23 protein-coding genes are annotated in these 20,849 nt (G+C 56.5%); 8 read left to right on the top strand and 15 right to left on the bottom strand.

Translation table 11 applies throughout. From position 1 onward, the window contains the following. Window positions 1–8: 8 nt before the first annotated feature. Window positions 9–1,145, top strand: coding sequence for an alkane 1-monooxygenase (locus tag AVO44_RS11515; RefSeq protein ID WP_068337002.1), 1,137 nt, complete (start codon window positions 9–11; stop codon window positions 1,143–1,145). A 78-nt stretch (window positions 1,146–1,223) separates the two neighbouring features. Here the strand turns inward: AVO44_RS11515 and AVO44_RS11510 are convergent, their stop codons facing one another. From AVO44_RS11510 to AVO44_RS11495, 4 genes are all read right to left on the bottom strand, one after another. After that, on the bottom strand, window positions 1,224–2,612 hold the full coding sequence (locus AVO44_RS11510) for an adenylate/guanylate cyclase domain-containing protein (RefSeq protein ID WP_068336999.1): 1,389 nt from the start codon (window positions 2,610–2,612) through the stop codon (window positions 1,224–1,226). Window positions 2,613–2,756: 144 nt separating this feature from the next. Continuing rightward, window positions 2,757–3,860 (bottom strand): site-specific DNA-methyltransferase, encoded by a 1,104-nt coding sequence (locus AVO44_RS11505; protein ID WP_068336996.1) that lies wholly within the window; start codon window positions 3,858–3,860, stop codon window positions 2,757–2,759. A 106-nt stretch (window positions 3,861–3,966) separates the two neighbouring features. Further along, entirely contained in the window at window positions 3,967–4,584 is a 618-nt protein-coding gene (locus AVO44_RS11500) for a ribonuclease HII (RefSeq protein WP_068336993.1), read from the bottom strand. Between the two features lie 111 nt (window positions 4,585–4,695). Beyond that, window positions 4,696–5,184 carry a hypothetical protein gene (locus AVO44_RS11495; protein ID WP_068336990.1) on the bottom strand — a complete coding sequence of 163 codons (489 nt, stop codon included), beginning with the start codon at window positions 5,182–5,184 and terminating at the stop codon, window positions 4,696–4,698. Between the two features lie 177 nt (window positions 5,185–5,361). Between AVO44_RS11495 and AVO44_RS11490 the strand changes: the two genes are divergently transcribed. The 3 genes from AVO44_RS11490 to AVO44_RS11480 all read left to right on the top strand — a co-directional run bounded on the left by AVO44_RS11490 (window position 5,362) and on the right by AVO44_RS11480 (window position 7,996). Further along, complete coding sequence (locus tag AVO44_RS11490; protein WP_205626541.1) at window positions 5,362–5,649, top strand: hypothetical protein; 288 nt, start codon at window positions 5,362–5,364, stop codon at window positions 5,647–5,649. Continuing rightward, window positions 5,621–6,322, top strand: a complete 702-nt coding sequence (locus AVO44_RS11485) for a winged helix-turn-helix domain-containing protein (protein WP_068336984.1) — start codon at window positions 5,621–5,623, stop codon at window positions 6,320–6,322. Before AVO44_RS11490 ends, AVO44_RS11485 begins: the two co-directional genes overlap by 29 nt. 102 nt (window positions 6,323–6,424) lie before the next feature. After that, complete coding sequence (locus tag AVO44_RS11480; RefSeq protein ID WP_068337330.1) at window positions 6,425–7,996, top strand: DUF427 domain-containing protein; 1,572 nt, start codon at window positions 6,425–6,427, stop codon at window positions 7,994–7,996. Window positions 7,997–8,088: 92 nt separating this feature from the next. Here AVO44_RS11480 and AVO44_RS11475 read toward each other — a convergent pair whose 3' ends face one another. From AVO44_RS11475 to AVO44_RS11450, 6 genes are all read right to left on the bottom strand, one after another. Next, entirely contained in the window at window positions 8,089–8,754 is a 666-nt protein-coding gene (locus tag AVO44_RS11475; protein ID WP_233421972.1) for a DUF1217 domain-containing protein, read from the bottom strand. Between the two features lie 122 nt (window positions 8,755–8,876). Continuing rightward, window positions 8,877–9,278, bottom strand: a complete 402-nt coding sequence (flbT, locus tag AVO44_RS11470) for a flagellar biosynthesis repressor FlbT (RefSeq protein WP_068336978.1) — start codon at window positions 9,276–9,278, stop codon at window positions 8,877–8,879. Continuing rightward, on the bottom strand, window positions 9,278–9,652 hold the full coding sequence (gene flaF, locus AVO44_RS11465; RefSeq protein WP_068336975.1) for a flagellar biosynthesis regulator FlaF: 375 nt from the start codon (window positions 9,650–9,652) through the stop codon (window positions 9,278–9,280). The genes flbT and flaF overlap by 1 nt, the downstream gene beginning before the upstream one ends. 77 nt (window positions 9,653–9,729) lie before the next feature. Further along, window positions 9,730–10,947, bottom strand: a complete 1,218-nt coding sequence (locus AVO44_RS11460; RefSeq protein WP_068336973.1) for a flagellin — start codon at window positions 10,945–10,947, stop codon at window positions 9,730–9,732. A 208-nt stretch (window positions 10,948–11,155) separates the two neighbouring features. Then, window positions 11,156–11,515, bottom strand: coding sequence for a flagellar export chaperone FlgN (locus AVO44_RS11455; RefSeq protein WP_068336970.1), 360 nt, complete (start codon window positions 11,513–11,515; stop codon window positions 11,156–11,158). Continuing rightward, complete coding sequence (locus AVO44_RS11450) at window positions 11,499–11,780, bottom strand: rod-binding protein (RefSeq protein WP_068336967.1); 282 nt, start codon at window positions 11,778–11,780, stop codon at window positions 11,499–11,501. Before AVO44_RS11450 ends, AVO44_RS11455 begins: the two co-directional genes overlap by 17 nt. A gap of 111 nt (window positions 11,781–11,891) precedes the next feature. On the opposite strand from AVO44_RS11450, the gene AVO44_RS11445 reads away from it, so the two are divergent. The 3 genes from AVO44_RS11445 (at window position 11,892) to AVO44_RS11435 (ending at window position 14,729) form a co-directional block, all read left to right on the top strand. Then, a complete protein-coding gene (locus AVO44_RS11445) occupies window positions 11,892–13,127 on the top strand; it encodes a flagellar hook-length control protein FliK (RefSeq protein WP_082677475.1) in 1,236 nt (411 codons plus the stop codon). A 2-nt stretch (window positions 13,128–13,129) separates the two neighbouring features. Continuing rightward, on the top strand, window positions 13,130–13,786 hold the full coding sequence (locus tag AVO44_RS11440; RefSeq protein ID WP_068336963.1) for a flagellar hook capping FlgD N-terminal domain-containing protein: 657 nt from the start codon (window positions 13,130–13,132) through the stop codon (window positions 13,784–13,786). A 61-nt stretch (window positions 13,787–13,847) separates the two neighbouring features. Continuing rightward, window positions 13,848–14,729, top strand: a complete 882-nt coding sequence (locus AVO44_RS11435) for a phosphotransferase family protein (protein WP_233421971.1) — start codon at window positions 13,848–13,850, stop codon at window positions 14,727–14,729. Here the strand turns inward: AVO44_RS11435 and AVO44_RS11430 are convergent. The 5 genes from AVO44_RS11430 to AVO44_RS11410 all read right to left on the bottom strand — a co-directional run bounded on the left by AVO44_RS11430 (window position 14,718) and on the right by AVO44_RS11410 (window position 20,001). Further along, window positions 14,718–16,019, bottom strand: a complete 1,302-nt coding sequence (locus AVO44_RS11430; RefSeq protein WP_068336960.1) for an NAD(P)/FAD-dependent oxidoreductase — start codon at window positions 16,017–16,019, stop codon at window positions 14,718–14,720. The genes AVO44_RS11435 and AVO44_RS11430 overlap by 12 nt on opposite strands. After that, window positions 16,016–16,834 carry an ABC transporter permease gene (locus AVO44_RS11425; RefSeq protein WP_068336958.1) on the bottom strand — a complete coding sequence of 273 codons (819 nt, stop codon included), beginning with the start codon at window positions 16,832–16,834 and terminating at the stop codon, window positions 16,016–16,018. Before AVO44_RS11425 ends, AVO44_RS11430 begins: the two co-directional genes overlap by 4 nt. Continuing rightward, on the bottom strand, window positions 16,831–17,721 hold the full coding sequence (locus tag AVO44_RS11420; RefSeq protein WP_068336956.1) for an ABC transporter permease subunit: 891 nt from the start codon (window positions 17,719–17,721) through the stop codon (window positions 16,831–16,833). Before AVO44_RS11420 ends, AVO44_RS11425 begins: the two co-directional genes overlap by 4 nt. Further along, window positions 17,721–18,848, bottom strand: a complete 1,128-nt coding sequence (locus tag AVO44_RS11415) for an ABC transporter ATP-binding protein (RefSeq protein ID WP_068336953.1) — start codon at window positions 18,846–18,848, stop codon at window positions 17,721–17,723. The genes AVO44_RS11420 and AVO44_RS11415 overlap by 1 nt, the downstream gene beginning before the upstream one ends. Before the next feature lie 67 nt (window positions 18,849–18,915). Then, the gene (locus tag AVO44_RS11410) at window positions 18,916–20,001 is read right to left on the bottom strand and encodes a polyamine ABC transporter substrate-binding protein (RefSeq protein ID WP_068336950.1); all 1,086 of its coding nucleotides are present in this window, start codon (window positions 19,999–20,001) and stop codon (window positions 18,916–18,918) included. A gap of 140 nt (window positions 20,002–20,141) precedes the next feature. On the opposite strand from AVO44_RS11410, the gene AVO44_RS11405 reads away from it, so the two are divergent. Continuing rightward, window positions 20,142–20,843: a GntR family transcriptional regulator gene (locus tag AVO44_RS11405; RefSeq protein WP_082677474.1), complete on the top strand. Its 702-nt coding sequence runs from the start codon at window positions 20,142–20,144 to the stop codon at window positions 20,841–20,843. Window positions 20,844–20,849 lie beyond the last annotated feature (6 nt).

Raw genomic sequence — 20,849 nt, 5'->3', positions numbered from 1 at the left:
GCTTGGGAATGATCGCAACAGAAACTCTGTCCCGCTGGCAATCGGCCCTGCCCTTTTGGGTCTCATTCCTGTTGATTCCACTGATCTGGTTTACGGCGATTGCAGGTGGCTGGTGGGTTCTGCTGGTGCCGCTGTCGACATGGTGGGTTTTTGCTGTTCTGGATCGGCTGACCGGCCTTGAAATTCGAAACGCCGACCCCGACACTCAAGACCCGATTCTGCGCTGGTACGTCCTGCTGACCAAGGTCTGGGTTCCGGTTCAGTTTCTGACCCTTTACGGATTGATCTGGTACGCAACACATGCTGACCAACTGTCGACTCTGGCAAAGATTGGTCTGTTCTTTGGAATGGGCGTGATCTCGGGAACAGTAGGTATCAATTACAGCCATGAGTTGATGCACCAGAAAGGTCGGTTTGAACGCTGGCTCGGCGACATCCTGTTGGCAATGGTGCTTTATTCGCATTTCCGTTCGGAACACTTACTGGTGCATCACCGCTTTGTCGGCACGCCGCGCGACCCTGTAACCGCGCGATACAACGAAGGCTTTCACCGCTTCTACCCGCGGGTGTTGAAACAATGCCTCGTCTCTGCCTTCAAGGCTGAACGCGACAAATTGGCCCGCAAGGACCGCGCCTGGACCGATCCCGCGAACCCGTTCTGGCGCTACTGGGCGCTGCAGGGCACCATGCTTGGGCTTGCTTCCCTGATCGGAGGCTGGTCCGGCCTCGCCCTGTTCCTTATCCAGGCCGGCACCGCCATCTGGCAGCTGGAACTGGTTAACTACGTCGAGCATTACGGCCTGACCCGGAAACATCTGGGAGATGGCAAATATGAACACGTCCAACCGCGTCATTCCTGGAATGCCTCACAAAAAGCGTCGAACTGGTTGTTGATCAACCTGCAACGCCACTCGGATCACCACTATAAACCGAACCGCCGCTTTCCGCTGTTGCAGCATCACCCCGACGACACTGCCCCACAATTGCCTTATGGCTATCCAGTCATGACAGTCGCTGCGATGATCCCACCACTCTGGCGCCGTGTGATGAACCCGCGCGTCCGCGCATGGCGGCGCCAGCATTACCCCGAGGTCAAGGATTGGGTCCCCTACAACAGGTCGCAAAACCCCTTGCCACGCGCGTGACCGCAGCGCGCCATAGCGCGCTGCCCGGCCCAACAATCTGACTTGCGTCTTCGATGCATGCCAGATTGGCGGGAGCCGCTATGCCCTCATCACCCATAGGTTCATCGGGGCGTCTATGCCTCGAACAGCCTGATTCTGTTGGCTCTCAAATCCTGCCAACACATCTGATGCACTATGGCTTTCGCGTTCCAACTGGCTTTGAACGGCATCGCTGATCACGACCCTTGCCGGAATGTCACGGGTGAATGCCTCTAGCTTGGCTGCAACATTCACGGCATCGCCAATCACCGCGAATTCCAGTCGATTGGCACCGATATCGCCCAGCACCACAGACCCAAAGTGGACCCCGATCCCAACCTTGATCTCGGGCTCTCCTGCGCGGCGACGCTCCGAGTTCCAGCGATCAATGACACCGACCATATCCACCGCGCAGGCCACCGCGTTTGTGGCATCCAGCGGCGTCGGCACCGGTGTCCCGAACGTAGCCATCAACCCATCACCCAAATACTTGTCCAGCGTCCCGTGATGGCGAAACACCGCAGATTCCATCCGGGCGTGGAAACCACGCAAAACCTCGATGACGTCATAGGGATCGCGCCCTGCGGCATATTTCGTGAACCCCACGATATCGATGAACAAAACCGCTACGTTCTCTTTGCGCACCTGCTTCAGAGGCTCGTCGTTCTGGCTGAGTTCTTCCACAACATTGGGTGAAAAATATCGCGACAGGTTCGCCCTTTCACGTTCAAGCCCCGCATTTGTCATCAGCAGCCGGTTTAGGCGCCGCATTGACACGCCCAACGTCACCGCCACCATCATGAATACAATTACCTGCTGGATGCGATGTGACGGCATAAAGCTGTTGGGGTCCAACAGTTCGGCCACAGCCGGATACCCGGACAAAGCCTCGGCGACGCGCTCGCTAAGGCCAGGCATCGGGGTCGCCACCCACCAGGCAACGATCCATCCCAAGGTCCAAATCCCGGCTGTCCATGATCCGATTGCAACCACCGTCCGCCAGGAATATGCCAACGTACCCGCTGCCAGAATGATAAAGAAGTACTGGAAGTTATCAAACCGGTACTGCATCGCCAAAGGCCGGACATCGTCGCTGAACGGGTTGGGCAGGATCATCCCAAGCGTCATGATCAGCAGGTCCACAAAGATCAGCAGCAACTCGACCCGTGATTGCCCAACGCGCCCGGCCCTTCGGATCAGCCATCCATTTGCGCAGATCAGCAGCAGAATGAAGTGATACCACAACACCTCCCACTGAGGGTTCAGGAAAACCAACAGAACCCCGGTCAGCGCCATCGCCAGCCAGCGTGCGCGGACGGCAAGTTCCAGACCTTCGCGTTTGTGACGCTCCAGCGCGGCTTCGGTGTATTTGTTTTCAAGGTCGAAAGTGTCCGGGCGGGTCACGAAAAACCGATCAAAGCGGGATCCGCTGGCTGTAGTGTCCGACATTGCACAAGCTCCTTCACTGCGCCGCAGAATACAGAAAGCGCATGTTCAATCCAAACGCCCGGCAAAACAAAAGACCCCGCCGGACTCGGCGGGGCAAGGCTTAGTGCCTTGTGTCAGGCCACAGGCACCGGCGGTGTTCGTAAATCAGTTGTGCATTTCGGCCCGTATCTGCTGCCGCAGAACGTCGATCGGAACTGTCTTTCCATCGCGTTTAAAGCACCAGTAGGTCCAGCCATTGCAGGACGGTGCATTCTCCAAATGCGCCCCGACCTGATGGATCGAGCCTTTTACGTTTTGTCCGACCAAGGTGCCATCAGCGCGAACCTTGGCTTTGTGGCGCTGGTTCATGGAATAGAGTTCTTCACCCGGGCGGAGCATGCCGCGTTCAACCAGTTGGCCGAACGGCACGCGAGGCTCAGCGCGCTTGCTGGCGCTGACCTCCAACGCTTCGCGGTCGAATTTGCGGACCTTTGCGATACGCTTTTCGGCCACCTTGCGATAGCTTTCCTCACGCTCAATCCCGATGAATTCACGCCCCAGCATCTTTGCAACCGCGCCCGTTGTACCGGTGCCAAAGAACGGATCCAGCACGACATCGCCCGGATTGGTCGAGCCGATCAGAACACGATGCAACAACGATTCAGGCTTTTGCGTCGGATGCGCCTTGTCGCCGTTTTCATCTTTCAGGCGTTCGTGACCAGTACAGATCGGCAGGACCCAATCGCTACGCATCTGCACGCCTTCATTCAACGCCTTCAATGCCTCATAGTTGAACGTGTATTTCGCACCTTCCCGCTTGGATGCCCAGATCATCGTCTCATGCGCGTTGGTGAACCGCTTGCCGCGGAAGTTCGGCATCGGGTTCGATTTGCGCCAGACCACATCGTTCAGAATCCAGTACCCAGCATCCTGAAGGGCCGAGCCGACGCGGAAGATATTGTGGTAAGACCCAATAACCCAGATCGCGCCATTCGGTTTGAGCAGGCGATGCGCCGCCTTGAGCCAGTCGCGGGTGAATTGGTCATAGGCAGCAAAGCTGGAAAACTGGTCCCAGTGATCGTCGACCGCGTCTACCTGGCTGTTGTCGGGGCGGTGCAGCTGGCCTTTCAGCTGCAAATTATAGGGCGGATCTGCAAAAATCAGGTCCACCGACGCCTCGGGCAGACTGTTCATCACGTCGATGCAGTCTCCGGATAGAATCGTGTTTAACGAGAGCGCGGCTGCGCCCTTTGTCTTGGTCGTTGTCATATTGCTGCCTCAAGTTCCACGGCGCTTTTGCGCTCATTTGGTTGAGACAAGGATGAGTCAAAGACGAATCGCCGTCAATTTCTTTTTTGAATCATGGACTTACGATTTACTCTTGATACAAGATATTGTGGACGGGTTTAAACGAACGTCTATGGTGTGGGGTCACACCAAGATTTTGCAGCGCCTCTTTGTGTTGTTTCGACGGATAACCGGCGTTTGTCTCCCACCCATAGCCGGGGTGCTGTTGCGCCAAATCCACCATCAGTTGATCGCGCCAGTTTTTCGCTATGATCGAAGCAGCCGCAATTGATACAGAATGCGCGTCACCTTTGACCACTGCCCGGGCCGGGATCGTCAGACCGCGCGGAACCATGTTTCCATCAATCAGCAGAAAGTCCGGCGTTGGGTCTAACGCCGCGACCGCGCGTTCCATCGCCAGATGCGAAGCACGCAAGATGTTGTGTTCATCAATTTCGGCAACCGAGGCTTCGGCAACCGCAATCTTGGCCCGTTGGCGCACCGCCGTGTCCAATGCAAGACGCCGTTTGGCCGTCAGCTTTTTGGAGTCGTTCAGCCCGACGGGAATATCCTCGGGGTTCAGAATCACTGCCGCTGCGACCACCGGCCCGGCCAGTGGCCCGCGGCCTACCTCATCAACGCCGGCGATCCGCAGATATCCCTGCGCAAGGGCGGCTTTCTCAATTTCATAATCCGGTAACGTCATACATTTCGGGAAATCGCGTTTTTAAGACCATCGCAAGGGGAAAAGAGAGGGTAGCTTGCGCCACCCTCTCCCGCGGGGCGCTTCTTTGGCGCCGCTCCTGCTCGAAACCGGTTATCTGGAACCCACACGGTATCCTTGCTGACGCAGGCAGCCAGGGTGGTAGGCGCGCTTGACCTTTTTGCCATTCCAGAACCTGACCTTGCACTGGTTCGGCAAGCTGTTGCTGTATTTGTAATGGTTCCCCAGACACGTCTGCCCCAACAGCCGCTGATCAGGTGAATACCCTTTGAAGGTGCGCAGGCATCGTTGCGGCAGAGTATAGCGCGCAACACGTTTCGGCAGTGGACGAACGTGATGCGGCCTGTCCTTTGGCCTTTTATACACGTGGTCATGCGGTGCCTTATATACGTGATTGTAGTTATGTGTAACGGTGTTCTTTTTGTTGTCATCGCTGAAGTGCTTTACAGCGGCCCCAAGCAACGCGATTGCAGCCAGCCCGCCAATAATATCCCCAACATCTGCCGCCCGCGCCTGCGACGCTGAAATGCCCGTGATGGCAACCGCCGAAGCCACGATCAAAGCTATGAATTTCCTGTGCATGCTACTTGTCCTTCAGGTGTCTTGAGGTGACCCGGTCGCGGGCCTTGTGCTCGATGCCCTGACACTGGCAATCCCCCACCCAGACAAGCAATAACGGGTCCCTGTTATCCGATATCAGCGCCGCGAAACCCCTTCGGTTATTGAATATCGCGCCAACCCATGCGCAGGATGCGGCCTATGAAACAGATCCTCTCTTCTCTGGTCCTGCTGGCCCTGATATCGCTTGGCACCGCCGCTGCGGCGGAGGATTGCTATGCCGACTACAAGGCCAAAAAGGACAATCCGCTGCGTCTGCACTATGGCGTTATGCAGGTGTCATCCTGCGGCAAAGGGCAGGCAAATCAAGAAGTCGCCCAGCGCCTCAAAGGGTCGGGCTGGACCCTGCTGAACGTCATATCCGTGTTCGGATCGGAAGGGTTGGATAAAAGGAAGGCCAATGCCGGACAATTCTATCTCCGTTACTGAGGCTCGCCGGTCCGGTGTCAGGCTGGTCGGCGCCGGCATTGCGGCGATCGTCGTAATTCTGGTGACGGCAGCCGTTTTCCTGTTTTGGACGTTGCCGGATGCCAATGCTTTCAACGCCAAGGTCGAGCGCCTGTTCGTCGAAAGCGATCTGACCTCGCAGGCCGAGATTCGTTTGCTTGAGATACTGGCCCAATCCGGCACGGCCTTTGCTGATACCCTGTCCAGCTATCGTATGGTGATATTTGTGCTGCTCGTTTTCGCCACCGCCATGCTGGTATCGGCACTGGTTTTTCTGGTGATGCTGGTTTTGCTGAACAGACGAATGGCCCAGATCGAACGGACCGGAATTCAGGTTACCTCGCTTTTGATCAGCCGCGAGGAAAATACCGTCTACCTCAACAACATGGATTTCAAACTGACCCCCGCCGCGATGGAAACGCTGTCGGTACTGGCTGAATCCCGTTTGGATGACGAAGTTCTGTCCGGCGCCCAGATCGAGGCGATGATTTCGGGTAGAGACGCCGCTGATTGCGACGAATCCGCAGGCGCCACCCGTATCAAGCGGTTGCGGGATGCCCTGGGAAATCAGATGGTCAGCGAGTTGCTGGTCAAGAATATCGCCAAGAAAGGCTACATGCTGTCGATTGAGAAAGACGTGATTCAAATGGTTTGAACAGGTCGCACAGGTCATGCGCGCGAAAAAGCCGATTACACCCCTTGGAATAAACCCATGTAGGACCCATGCTATGGAATAGTCACGTCAGGGAGTCTGATGATGAATGTGCACACCACCCCAAAGACCAAAGGTTTTGGCATCTCGGTCGAAGACCTGACCGGGCGGGTCGCGATCTACCGGGATAAAACCCTACTGGCTGAAAGTACCCGTGCAAAGGTGATGTACGAAACGCGCTTGCCAGCCACCATTTACGTCCCCCGCGCAGATGTTTGCGTCGATATGGGTGATGAAAGCGAGTTACAGACTTTTTGCCCGTTCAAGGGGACGGCGACCTATCACGACGTTATTCTGGAAGACCAGCGGTTGGCCAACTCTGTTTGGGCCTACGAAGACCCGCTGCCTGAAAGCCTTGCCATTCGAGGCTATGTTGGCTTTGTGCCGGACGCCTACACGCATGTCGACCTGGGTGAGAACACTCTCCGAGATGCTGAGGATGGCAATATCAGCGGCCCACTAATCGACTGGCTGATGCGCCGCGCATCTGACAGCAAGACGCCCGAGGCCTTCACCAAGGCGCTTGCCGAAAAGATGCTGGAGCATGGGATAGCGATCCAGCGTCTCAGCATTTTGACGTGGTCCTTGCATCCATTGATCGCAGGTAAGCACTATATTTGGGAGAAAGGCGCGGCCGAGATTTCGACCAATGTGCCAACTTATGAAATCCATGACCACCCGGCCTATATCAACAGTCCCTTACGCCACGTCTCGAACGGGCTGGGCGGTGTTCGCCAGCGGTTGAATGACGACAACCCGCATAACAGCTTTCCCATAATGGAAGACCTCAGGGCAAAGGGAGCAACAGACTACGTCGCGATGCCGCTACCGTTTTCGGATGGGCGCACAAACGTTCTGACCTTGACGTGCGATCACCCAGACGGATTCACTACCGAGAATCTTGGGCTGGTTTTCGAATGCTCGTCGGTTATTGCCCGGTTTTACGAAGTTTTCATGCAACGCGAGAATGCGCAGGTTCTGCTTGAGACCTATGTTGGCAAACGCTCGGGTGCGCGGGTGTTAGGCGGTGAAATCAGGCGTGGCGATGGGGATGAGATCGACGCGGCAATCATGTTCTGCGATCTGCGCAATTCCACCAGTCTTGAGGAACAGCTTGGCCGCGCGGACTATATCAACTTGCTGAACGACTTTTTCGAAACGGTATCAGGTATCGTGCATGACAACGGTGGCGAGGTTTTGAAATTCATCGGAGACGCTGTTCTGTCGGTCTTTCCTGAAGGTGAAGATTCAATCGTGGCGCGCGGTAATGCTCAGCGTTCAGCGATTGCGATCGTCGAAAAGCTGGGGGAACTGCGCCAATCCGGCTCCGAAGCCCATTGCGATTGTTCAATCGGGATAGCCTACGGGCAGGTTACCTATGGCAATGTCGGGTCGCGCGAAAGGCTGGATTTCACTGTCATCGGTCAGGCCGCGAATGTTGCAGCCCGGCTGGGTGAATACGGTAAGTCATCGGGGCACCGCATTGTCGTCTCGGGGGATATACAACCCGCATGCACCAGCGCCATACCATTAGGCGATATCAAACTGCACAATGTGTCACTGCCTGTGACATCCTTTGCGCTAAGTACGTCGGCGGATGCAGTGCTGAATGCCTAATGGCCCGCAGCGTTCGTCGGTCAGACGGATTGCTGCCTGGTATGATTTGCTTTTTTGGTACCTGAAATCGCGGAAAATCCAAATTTACCGCGTTATGCCCTGAGCAGAATCAATGCCGTCTGACCCGGTGATATCGTGCTTTGCAATTGCTTTATCTGACTGCGGGCTTGATATGTATCCGTCAGCTTGGCAATGGCGGCCTCATCGGTGAACTGCGCAAGATCATCTGACCCTGTCAGACGTGACAACCTGTCTTTGAACACCTCAAGCTGCCTGTCGATATCAACTTGCCCGAAGCTTGACGGCAGACCCAAAGCCGTCTCCATCATGCTCCGCAGCGGCGGCTGGCCCATCAGATCAAACCATTTGGTATCTACGCTGTTGTCCTGAGATGCCAAATCCGTCAAGGAGCGCTGTGCGTAAAGCGATATACGCATTGTCTCATCCGACTCGCCGACTGCGATTTCAAACTGGGACACGACATTGTCCTGGGCAACCTCCTCCATAAACGTGATCAACCCGGTTTTGCGAATTTCACCCGGCCCAAGCCCAAATGCCTTGGAGAACTCCCGATATCGCTTGTCAGCCAGCCGGTTTGACAGCGCGTCACCAGCTGTGGTGCCATCGGACAGTATTTTCTGGATGAAGAAGCGGTTGTTGATGTCACCGTCCAATCCAAAGGCCCCCAACGCCACTTGCAACAAGCGCCGGTCCGAAACCAAATCTTCAGCCGTCTGAACCTTGCTGATGTTGTCCAAAAAATACTTGGTCTCTCTTTCATTAACAGAGGAGGATGAAAAACTCTGCAGTTGCGCGTCGTAGGTACGCTGCAGAAAGCGCCAGCCCACGATTCCGTTTGCGGGGACTACTGGCTGAAAAGTCATTGCTGATACGCCATCAGGCGTTCTTCGCGCGGCAACAGGGCGCGCAGCGATTTCAGGCATTTATAATACTGTTTGGCCAGCAATGCTTCGGTGGCTTCAGACAGCACCTGACGGCTGTCCAGGTCGGTAAAAACCTGACTCAATTCCTCAACACGCCGCAAAAGCTGTTGGTGCGCCTGTTCGGGCTCCATGTCACCGGATAGAACAAGCTGGGCAGCATAACAGACCCGCCGAACCGGGGTATTCACCTCATCAGGATGGATGGCATCACGCAGACGCAGGACATTTGCCCCGGGCGTCATTATCGAAAACCGACTGCGGCGGTCGCCATTCTCCACGACCACACCGTTGATTAGCACCCTCTCTTTCGGTGCCAGTTTCAGAACCAGCCCAGCCATCACGTCAAACCAATCTGCCGCAGGCCACGCAGGACGGCCATGTTGATCTCAAGCAAAGGTTCTACGGTTGCATTGTTGCTCAGAATCTGGGTGCTGTGCTGTTCCGTGAACTCTGCCAAATAGAAAATCCGCGCGCGCAGATCGTCGGGAAGGGCGTTGTCGGAATCCATTACACCCGTAGCCAAAACCGTCCACAAGCGACGGTTTTCGTGAAGTGCCTGAACGAACCCGGCATAGTCGGTTTTGCGCTGGGCGGTCGCAGCCTTGAGCCGATGGGTAATCCTTGAAATCGCTTCGAATTCGGTATCGCGTGGGGTACGCGTTGGGGCGGCGGTCTGCGCATATGCGCGCTGGGCAACAGTTTGCGGTGTCACTTGAATTCCTTCCAATAGGCCGTCTTTTGGCGGTCAGGGTCGGGGCGCGTGGTTGCGCCCCGACCGGGCTGCGAAGATTAACGGAACAATGACAGGATCGACTGCGGTGCCTGGTTGGCGATCGACAGTGACTGGGTTGCCAACTGCTGCTGCACCTGCAGGGCCTGAAGGCGGGCCGATGTCTCTTCCAAGTTGGCATCGACCAGCGACCCGATACCGGATTTGAACGAGTCACTCAGGTTCGAGATGAACTCTTTCTGAGTCTCGATCCGGTTTTGGGTCGAGCCAAAAGCAGCCGACGCATCGATGGCAGTGTCAATAAGACCCGAAATCGTACCCAAGGCTGCAGCTGCATCCGATTTCGACGTCACGGAAATCGAAGACAACGCACTTAAACCGCCTGAGCCCGCGTTGGCGTACTGGCCACTGATTTGCAGCGAATCTGCTCCGTCATTGGTGATGTCAAGCTGCGCTGCGTTCGAACCCGGATCGTAGGCGACCGTAACGTTCGCACCAGAAGCTTCGATTGCGGACTTCAACCCGACTGCGATGAGTTCTTCAGGTGCGCTGCCTGCACCGAGGTCGCCAGCCTTAACCGTATAGGTTGCTTCGATGTCACCCAGCCGGATAGTAAATGAATCACCCGCAGACAATGAGCCAGGATCAGCAATCACAATGCTGCCGGCATCTGTCGAACCACCATTCGCATCGAGGGCGAAGCCGAATGCGTCAGCGACATCCGTAGTTACACCATCGGATCCGGTGAAAACGTCAGCGGCAGTGTAACCGCCAGTAGACAAATCCGCAGCCGAAACGGTGATAGAGGACGGTGTCACACCACCAGAACTGTCACGATCCAGCGAAGCCAGAATCTTGGCGCCTGAGCCACCTTTAACCAGATTAAGGCCATTGAACTGGGCCGCGTCGACAACCGAATTAATCTGATCTTTCAGCGCGGTAATATCGGCGTTGATCTTATCCCGTTCGACGTTATCCTCTTGTGCCGCGACGACTTTCTCTTGCACCTGGATCAACAGGTCAGTCACGGTTTCTGACGCGTTACGAGCCACCGCGACAGTCGATTCACCCAGTGCGAGGCTGTCTTTGATCGCATTGAAGCTCTTGACGTCGGATTCCATAACTTTGGAAATCGCCCAAACTGCCGAATTGTCTTTGGCGGTTGCAACATCCTTACCAGTTGCGATCGCGGTCTGGGTTTGCCCCAGATTCTTGTTGACCATTTTCAGGGTTTGCAGCGCCACCATTGCGCCATTGTTTGTCAGAATGCTGGACATAGCTTTCTTCCTTTGTGTTCGGGCACTTTGCGCCCATGCTTACCCCGCACCGTAAGCGGGCTTTGACGTCGTTCTGAGCGATGCGATCCGCCGTCGGGCTGTTCGCGCCACCTGTTGTATCAGGTGCAGGACCACCTTTGCCCGTTACCTCCTAACGGAGTGCTAAAGCCCCTCGGTCAAAAATTTTGGATTTGAATCAAACCCGTACCTATGCTCGCTTCTCAAGCTTTGGATTGCGACGCACAGCGAACCCGTTGCGCTGCCCGTCCGCGCCATAGGTGGTGAACTCTTGCCGAACGCGACGCAGTTCAGCCATGCGGTCGGCCACGGCGCGAATCCCTTCGGCGGCGCTGTTGAGCAACAGCTGGTTCCGTTCGACCTTTTTCTGCAACCGAATCAACTCGGCGCTTTCAAAGACCTGAAGTTCATTGATCGTATCAATCAGTTTTTCTTTTTCCGGTACCACCTGGTTCAGTCTGTTCAGATCACCATCGACAAGCGCGGTGCGTTCAAGGTCCAGCACATCTTCAAGCGAGCGGATCAGGTCGGTATCAGTATTGGTCGGCATTTGTTTTCTCCATCATGGATTGGAACAGAATCTCGGACAGCCCAACACCACCAGCCTCAGCCAGCGTGCGCGCCTGATGCTGTATAAGGAACGACGAAAACTGTTCCTCGCCGGCACCGCCACCAAAGGAATCATGTGTCTCACCCAATCCAGAGGACTTGAGCATTTCAGCCAGGAATGCCGCCTCAAGCTCGACAGCGGCAGCTTGCAATTTCTCGGCTGTGGTTGGGGGATGGGAGCCAGGCAGGGTTCCAGAAATCTTCATTATATTCTCCGAAATTTACATCGAACTTTCTTGATCAAAGGCGAAAGCGGTTAAAATAAACGTAACTTCCTGCGGGCAGGTTGCTGGTCACACAAACGGAGTCGGAGCAAAATGCCCAACCCTATTTCAGCACTGATGCCTGCGTCGGGCGGCGCCATGAAACCTGCGGCTGCCGCGAAAGACGCAAGCAACACCAAGGGCGCCGAGTCATTTCAAACGGTCATGGATCAAGAGGCCGACGCGCAGCCAAACGAACAAAATACGGGTGAACCTGCGATTCAGAATCCCGATTTGGCACCGGACTCGGAAATCATCGTTGTCGATGGTGAGGTCGCGCCTTTACCAATTGAGCCGCAGGATCAGCCGCCCACCGAAATACGCCCTGCTGCGGCTGAAATAGCTGAGAATCCGACCGTCAAAAGGCAGGTTGAAAAGCCAATTGTAGCGGCCCCGGCTGTCGTTGTTGAAGCTGAGGTGTCCGCCTCCAAGCAGCCGGTAATCGTGCAGAGTGAAACGGTGCGATCACAGCCGCGCCCAACGCAGGCCGAAGTTGCACCGACCGTTCAGGCCCTGATTTTTGCGTCGGTCCCTCCGAAAAAAACGCCACAGGTCGTAGCTCGGCCAAATGGCGTCCCCGTGGGGTTGGCGACACCAGATGCTCACCCTGATGGAACGCCTGACCTTCCAACCCCTCCCCGGCCTGAAAAAGAGGCACCTGCCACCCGGGCCGTGCCGCAGGCTAGTCGCCCGGAGGCAGTAAAACCCAGCCGCACGCCGCCGACGCCTGTCCAGATACAGCTTTTCGCCGCCGACACTCAAACCCTTCAACCCGAGGCGAACCCGACAACCGAGATTGAAGACATCCCGCTCAGCAGGGAGGCCACAACGCTTTCTTCATCACGCGATTCTAGCCCCATGACGCAAACGACGACGACGGCAACGGCACGGGCTGAAACGGCGCGCGCAGTCGCCAACCAAATGGCAACCGTCGTTTCTGCCCGGGGGCAGCCCGGAATGATCGAAGTCGCCTTGAACCCTGAAGAGTTGGGGCGCGTTTCGATTGTCTTGAACGGTCGCGAAGACGGTCTGCACATGACGATCTCAGCCGAACGTCCAGAGACGCTGGACATGATGCGCCGCCACCTTTCGGTTCTTGAGGCAGAATTCCAGAACTTCGGGTTCGGCAACCTGTCTTTTGACCTTGGGACATCTGCAGGGTCACAGCACAGCGACTCTGATACAGGCGAAGGCGCAGGGTTTTCGGACACACAGCCCGAACAGATCACCGAGGCTGCACCAGCCGCTCCAAAATTAGGCCCTGAAGGCCGAATCGACATGAGGCTTTGACCATGATCAACCCAACACAAGCCACAACCCAGACCAACACGCAGGTCACGTCCGCATCCCAATCCAGAACGTCCTCAATCGCGTCGGATTTCGACACGTTCCTGTTGTTGATGACGACACAGGCGCAGAATCAGGATCCGTTGGAACCGATTGGGTCTGCTGAATATGCCTCGCAATTGGCTCAGTTCTCGATGGTGGAACAGCAGGTGCAAACCAATGATCGCCTGTCAGAACTGGCGCTGACTTTGGGCAGCGTAAAACTCGACGAACTTGCAAATTGGGTCGGCATGTCTGTTCAGACAACCTCGTTCCAGTTTGATGGTGATCCGGTGACCATGCATGGACAGGCCGCAGCAGAGGCAGACAGCGCCGAGATGGTGATCGTAGACAGTGAAGGAACCGAGGTTGATCGGGTATCCATTCCCGTGACCCAGTCTGAATTCACCTGGGACGGAATCGCAAGCGATGGAAGTCCTCTTCCTCCGGGCAGCTATTCGGCTACGCTGGAAAGCTACTATGAGGATGAATTGATATCGACGCTGTCAGTTTCACCTTTCAGCAAGGTGGTCGAAGCGCAGGCCGCGGATGGGACGGTTTCGCTGACACTGGACAACGGGCAGTCCGTTCCGGTCTGGATGGTGACTTTGGTAAGCACCTGAGCTTGATCTACTGGCCGGGACAGGCCACACCAGTGCGACATGCGACTCGCTTATCGTCTTGGTGATCCCCCTGCCTGACCCGAACAGCCCTCCAATCCAACTGGTTGCGCAACTGCGCGATCAAGGCCTGATAGCTGCGGAAACGCAATTCCAGGCCATGTATGGCGGACGTACCAATCAGGTTTGGAAGGTAATCGACGAAAACGGCGGTAGGGTCCTGAAACTCTACCGCGCCGGCCTGCGCAACCCGCTGTTTCGCAACGACGGCGAACTCGAGGCGCAGTGCCTTACTTTTTTGGAACCGACCGGGTTTGTGCCCCGCCTGCGCGCGACTGGCCTGCACCAAGATGACCGCTGGGTCTTTTACGACCACGCACCGGGGTCCCCGTGGCGTGAGGGCGTTGCGCCAGTGGCAGAGCTGTTGGGCAAACTGCATCAGTTTGATCTGCAGATACAAGCACCCAAGGGGTGTAATGGCAGTATGGACCTGGCCCGCCACGGGCAGAGCATTCTTGATCGGTGCAGATCTGGCATGCGGCAAAAGCTAGAGGCGCTACGGCCCGACGATTATATTCCGCCGACCCACCACACCTGCCTGATACATGGCGACCCGGTTGCAGGGAACATTCTGGTGGCGCCCTCGGGTTTGACCCTTATTGACTGGCAATGCCCCGCGCAGGGTGATCCGTGTGAGGACCTTGCGCTGTTCCTGTCGCCTGCCATGCAGCACCTGTACCGGGGCAAAGCCTTGACCACTGCAGAGGAAAGCCTGTTCCTCTCTGCCTATGGCTGTGCCGACACGGTGGAACGGTACAAATCGCTTCGCCGCTGGTACGCGTGGCGGATGGCAGCCTATTGCCTTTGGCGAATTGAAAACGGTGCTTCGGACTACGCAGTAGGCTTAGAGCTGGAACGCGCCACTCTGTCATCTTCACCAATCTAAAACGGCCATCATCGCATAAGCGGGCGGCATCAGAGCGCGCCGCCAGCGGCCAAGGGGAAAACGAGCAGGGATGCGCGTCATCGGGTCGGGTAGGTCATCTGCCTGCCCCAAAACAAGCCGAGCCAGCGCACGTCCACAATAGCTCCCCATTGCCACCCCATTCCCATGATAGGCAAAACCCGCGAACAGGCCGGGCTGACCCGGCACTTCGCCAACAAAAGGTGTCAGACCTCGCGACAGGCAAACCATACCGGACCACATATGAGTGACCTCGACCCCACCCCACGCCGGGAACATTCGCCGGAAGTCCCGGACAGCCTTTTGCCGAATCGCTCCCTCAGCCCGCGGGGACGAGTGCAAACCGCCGCGCATTCCGAACAGAAATCTTCGGTCGGGCATCAGCCGAAAGTAGTGCAGTAAATGCCGGGTGTCGTAGGCCATCTGATCCGTGGTCCAGCCTTGTGCGTGCAATTCGGGCTCCGTCAGCGGGCGGGTAACCAGAACTGTGGACTGAGCAGGCATATAGCGGCCCGACATCCAGGGCGGCACATCCTCGCTGGAATATCCATTGGTGCAGATCAAAACACTACGCGCCGTAACTCGGCCGTTGTTCGTGCCAAGGTCAAACCCGGATTGCGTTTTACGGAGTCTGTGAACCGCGGTGTTGCCAAACAGATCAGCCCCCAATGAACGAGCCGCCCCCGCAAGACCAAAAAGATACTTTCTAGGGTTCAGAGCAAAGCCGACCGGGTTGGTGTATCCGCCATGAAACCCGCCCCCGAAGCCAAGCGCAGGCAGGTCACTTGCTTCGTGAAGGGTGCCTGACGCCTCGGCCTGTTTTCGCAACGAGTCCATCGCGCGGGGCGTGTGGGCCAGTTGGGTTTCCCCTGCCGAATGCACATCCGCGTCAATGGCGTGACCGCTCAAAAGATCCGCGACAAGGTGAACTGCGTCTTTTTCAGCCTGCGCATAGCGCTGCGCGGCACCCTCTCCAAACTGGCGAACCATTGCGGCCTGGCTGAGTTTCGAGCCTCCCAAACAACAAAACCCGCCATTTCGCCCCGATGCGCCCCAGCCTGGCGTCTCGGCCTCAAGCACTGCTACGCGTATTCCAGCCTCGGCAAGATGCAGCGCGGCAGACAGGCCGGTATAGCCGCCCCCGACAATCGCGACATCCGTGTTCAAATCGCCCTGCAAAACTGGCCAGTCCGGGCTGGCAATGGTTTCATCCCACCAGCAGTTGGTCCGCGGACCGGGTCCGTAAGTGTAGGTCGGGAATAGCCGTTTCATTCCGTTTTCGCAGCGGCCAACTCATCCTGCTTCTGCCGGACCATCGCGCGCTTAGTCACCAGCGACGCGGTGATGACGCCAACCGTGACGACCGCGATCATGATTGTGGACAGCGCGTTGATTTCAGGGCTGACGCCCAAACGTACGGCCGAAAAAATCTTGATCGGCAGGGTCGTGGCTGACGGGCCCGAGGTAAAGGATGCGATCACCAGATCGTCAAGCGACAAAGTAAACGCCAGCAACCATCCGGAAATCACCGCAGGCGCGATGATCGGCAGGGTCACAAGCCGGAAGGCCTGCGCCGGAGAGCACCCCAAGTCCAGCGCTGCTTCTTCCAGCGACTGATCGAAAGTCACCAGACGCGACGACACCACGACCGAGACAAAACACATCGAAAAGGTCGTATGCGCCAGAACGATGGTAACAATACCCCGATCCAAGCCGATACCGATAAACAGCAGCAGCAGCGACAGGCCGGTGATCACCTCGGGCATCACCAGCGGCGCATAGATCATGCCCGAGAACAGAGTACGGCCAAAGAATCGCCCGCCACGCACCAGCACATAGGCCGCCGCGGTACCCAGGATCGTCGCCAGAGTCGATGAGACCACGGCAACGCGCACAGTCACCCAGGCGGCATCCAAAAACGCCTCGTTCTGGACCACCGCGCCGTACCATTTGGTCGAGAACCCGGCCCAGACCGTAACCAGTTTGCTTTCGTTGAAACTGAAGATAATCAGTATGATCATCGGGATGTACAGGAACGCAAACCCCAGCGTAAGCGAGACTGTGTTAAACCAGCTTAACCTGCTCATTTTTCCGCCTCCGCCTGTTTTTGCTGGTTGCGCTGGAACAGCACGATCGGCACCACGAGGATCAGCAGCAAAACAACCGCCACGGCGCTGGCAACCGGCCAGTCGCGGTTCGAGAAGAATTCCTCCCACAGCACCTTACCGATCATCAGCGTGCCAGACCCACCCAGAAGTGAGGGGATAACAAACTCACCAATCACCGGGATCATGACAAGGAAGCACCCAGCGATAATGCCAGGGCGCGACAACGGGATCGTCACCAGCCAGAACGCCTGCAAACGCGAACAGCCCAAATCCTCGGCGGCTTCGATCAGGGATTCGTCCATCCTTTCAAGCGAGGAATAGATCGGCAGGATCATGAAGGGCAAATAGGTGTAGACGATGCCGATATACACGGCTGTATTGGTGTTCAGAATGGTCAGCGGGGTCGAGATGATGCCCGTCCACAGCAGGAACTGGTTCAGGTAACCTTCGTTCGACAGGATGCCCATCCAAGCGTAAACGCGGATCAGGAACGAGGTCCAGAATGGCAAAATCACAAGCATCATCAGCGTCGGCCGCCACTCCACAGGTGCGCGGGCCATGCCGTAGGCGATCGGATACCCCACCAGCAAGGTCAGCACGGTTGAGATAACCGCAATCTGGACACTGGAAAGATAGGCTTTCCAGTAAAGATCGTCCTCGGTCAGCCAGACGAAATTCTCAAAATCCAACTGACTGAAGAAGTCTTTGATCCCGGCCCAGCCCTGCGACAGGTCCAGTGTCGGAGTGTATGGCGGGATGGCCAGCTCGGTATCTGACAGCGATATCTTCAGAACGATGAAGAACGGCACCAGAAATAGCGCCAGCAACCAGACATACGGAACGGCGATCAGAAACGCGCGGCGCATCAGTCGACCAGCAGAACCGCGGCCGTCGCTGTCCAGGACAGCCAGACCGGGTCTTCCCACGTAAAGGACCGGCGCGAGATGCGGCGGGTATTGGCCGTCTGCGCCTTGATGATCGTGCCGTTCGGCAGTGCGACATGATAGGTGGACAGGTTGCCCAGATAGGCGATGTCATGCACCTTGCCTTGCACCGCGTTGATCGCATCTGCCGGGCGATCTACCGAGATCGTCACCTTTTCGGGCCGGATGGCAAGGTGACAGGTCTGTCCGTTCGAAAACCCGGTGGCTGACGTCGCAGTCAGCGGTGCCTGCCCCTCGGCCCAGTCGACCTGATAGGTTTCGTCTCCGTTCGCCGTGGCCCGGCCTTCGATGATGTTCACATCACCGATGAAATCCGCCACGTAGACCGAGTTCGGGCTTTCGTAGATCTTGTCCGGCGTCGCCACCTGCATCAGCTTGCCCTGATCCATCACCGCAACGCGGCTGGCCACGGTCATGGCTTCTTCTTGGTCATGGGTGACGATCACGAAGGTCGTGCCGGTCTTTTCCTGAATGTCCATCAGTTCAAACTGCGTATCCTGCCGCAATTTCTTGTCCAGCGCACCCAGTGGTTCATCCAGCAACAGCAGCTTCGGCGCCTTGGCCAAAGACCGCGCCAGCGCCACCCTTTGCCGTTGCCCGCCCGAAATCTGATGCGGTTTTCGTCGGGCAAACCGCTCTAACCGTGTCAGTCGCAACATTTCTTCGACGCGATCTTCAAGATCATGCTTGGGCATGTTGTCCCTGCGCAGGCCAAACGCGATGTTGTCCCGGACGCTGAGGTGCGGGAACAGCGCGTAGGACTGGAACATCATGTTGACCGCCCTTTTGTTCGGCGGGATCGGGTCAATGTCCTGCCCGCCCAGAATGATGCGCCCCTCGGTCGGTTTTTCGAATCCCGCCAGCATCCGCATCATGGTGGTTTTGCCGCAGCCCGAAGGCCCCAGCAGCGCAAAAAACTCACGCTCGAAAATATCCAGAGACAGGTCGTCGATGGCCGTGAAGTCGCCAAAGCGCTTGGTAACATTCCGGAACTGGATCAAAGGTTTCGCCTGCGGGTCTTCCCACGGCGCAAAGACGTCAGAGTTCACTACAGCCCCCGTTCGACAATCTGGTAAAAAACAAGGCGGCCAGGCCGCCTTGCATGAACAAATCAGATCAGGTGCCGGATTTGATCTTGGTCCAAAGACGGGTCACGACCCGCTGTGTTTTGGACGGGTAAGGCGTCGTGATATACAGGTTTTGCATGGTCGCATCGTCCGGATAGATCGCCGGATCACCGATTACATCTTCTTCAAGGAACTCTTGCGAGGCCTTGTTGCCGTTCGCGTAATACACATAGTTCGATGCGGCCGCCATGTTGTTGGCATCCAGAATGAAATCCAGGAACTTATGTGCACCTTCCGGGTTCGGGGCATCCACCGGAATGGCCATCTGGTCGAACCACATCAGCGATCCTTCGGCGAAGGGGTGATATTCAATGTTCACGCCGTTGTCAGCCTCGGCCGCGCGATCCCGCGCCTGCAAAATATCACCCGACCAACCGACAGCGACACAGATATCGCCGTTGGCCAGGGCGTTTATGTATTCCGAGCTGTGGAATTTTTGGATATGTGGGCGCACGCCCATCAAAACCTCTTCGGTTTTTGCAATGACATCCGTGTCATGGCTGTCCGGGTCTTCACCGATATATTGCAAGGCCATCGGAATGATCTCGGACGGAGCATCCAGGAAATGCACCCCGCACGAGGCCAGCTTTTCCATGTTCTCAGGCTTCAGAACCAAGTCCATGCTGTTGAGTGCAACGTCCTCGCCCAGCGCCTCTTTGACCTTGTCGACGTTCACACCAAGGCCGGTCGTTCCCCACATGTAGTTGATTGAATATGCGTTGTTGGGGTCATAGCCCGCCGTACGCTCTTGGATCACGTCCCACAGGTTGCCGGAATTCGACAGCTTAGACTGATCAAGCTCCTGAAACGCGCCAGCCTGAATCTGGCGCTGCAGGAATGTACCGGACGGCACTACCACATCATACCCTGACCCGCCGGCCAGCATCTTGGTTTCCAGAACCTCATTGCTGTCGAACACGTCATAAATCAGCGTCAGGCCGGTTTCCTGTTCGAACTTCTCAAGAAGGTCTTCGTCGATATAGTCGGACCAGTTGTATACGCGCACCTCTTCGGCGAAAGCCGCCGACGTCCCCAATGCGATGACCGCAGTCATGCTCAGCGTTTTGATTGACATTTTTTTCTCCCTGCAAGTGTAAGGGTATTTTCCCGTTTTTTGTGATTTGATCAAGTTTTGCGTTTTCCTCCGAACATGCGTATGGTTTCACGAGGTCAGATACCTGACAAGTCACCTTAATTGGAAACAGGGCAAACCAATTGGATTTGATCAAAAATAAGGCATCGGCCGCGTTGGAAGAGGCTGAAAAAAGGCCAGCACATGAACAGGTCTATCAAACTCTCAAAGCACAGATCATGTTTGGTGAGCTGGTGCCCGGCCAACCTGTCACGATCCAGGGTTTGACGGAATCACTCGGGGTCGGAATGACCCCGGTGCGCGAAGCGATCCGCCGTCTGATCTCGGACGGTGCGCTGGTGTTTCAAGGCAATCGCAGGGTCAGCGTGCCGTTGTTGTCATCTGGTGACGTTGAGCAGATGATTTTCGCCAGAATTTCAATAGAATCAGAGCTTTCGAAGCGCGCGACCGAAAATGTGAACAGCACTGATATCGACGATCTTGAGCGTATCGACCAACGTCTGGACGGCACAATTGCAGATGGGGACGTCAGTGGCTACCTGCATCTGAACCACGCGTTTCACGAGACGTTGTATTCCTACGCCCATGCCCCGATTCTCAGTGACTTGGCCGAGCGGCTCTGGCTCAGATTCGGGCCATCGCTGCGGGTGGTTTGCGGTCGGTTCGGTACGCAAAGCCTACCAGATCGCCACAAGGATATCATCGAAGCACTGCGCGCACGTAACGCCGATGGAGTTGCCAGAGCGACTGCACAGGACATCGAACAGGGGATGGAGCTGATGGCCGAGGCGCTGACCGATGCTCAGCCCACGCGATTCGATTGACACGGA

Source organism: Ruegeria profundi, from assembly GCF_001507545.1.
Lineage (GTDB): Bacteria > Pseudomonadota > Alphaproteobacteria > Rhodobacterales > Rhodobacteraceae > Ruegeria > Ruegeria profundi.
The sequence above is the reverse complement of the archived record's forward strand: the minus strand, read 5'-3'. Positions and strand labels throughout refer to the sequence as shown.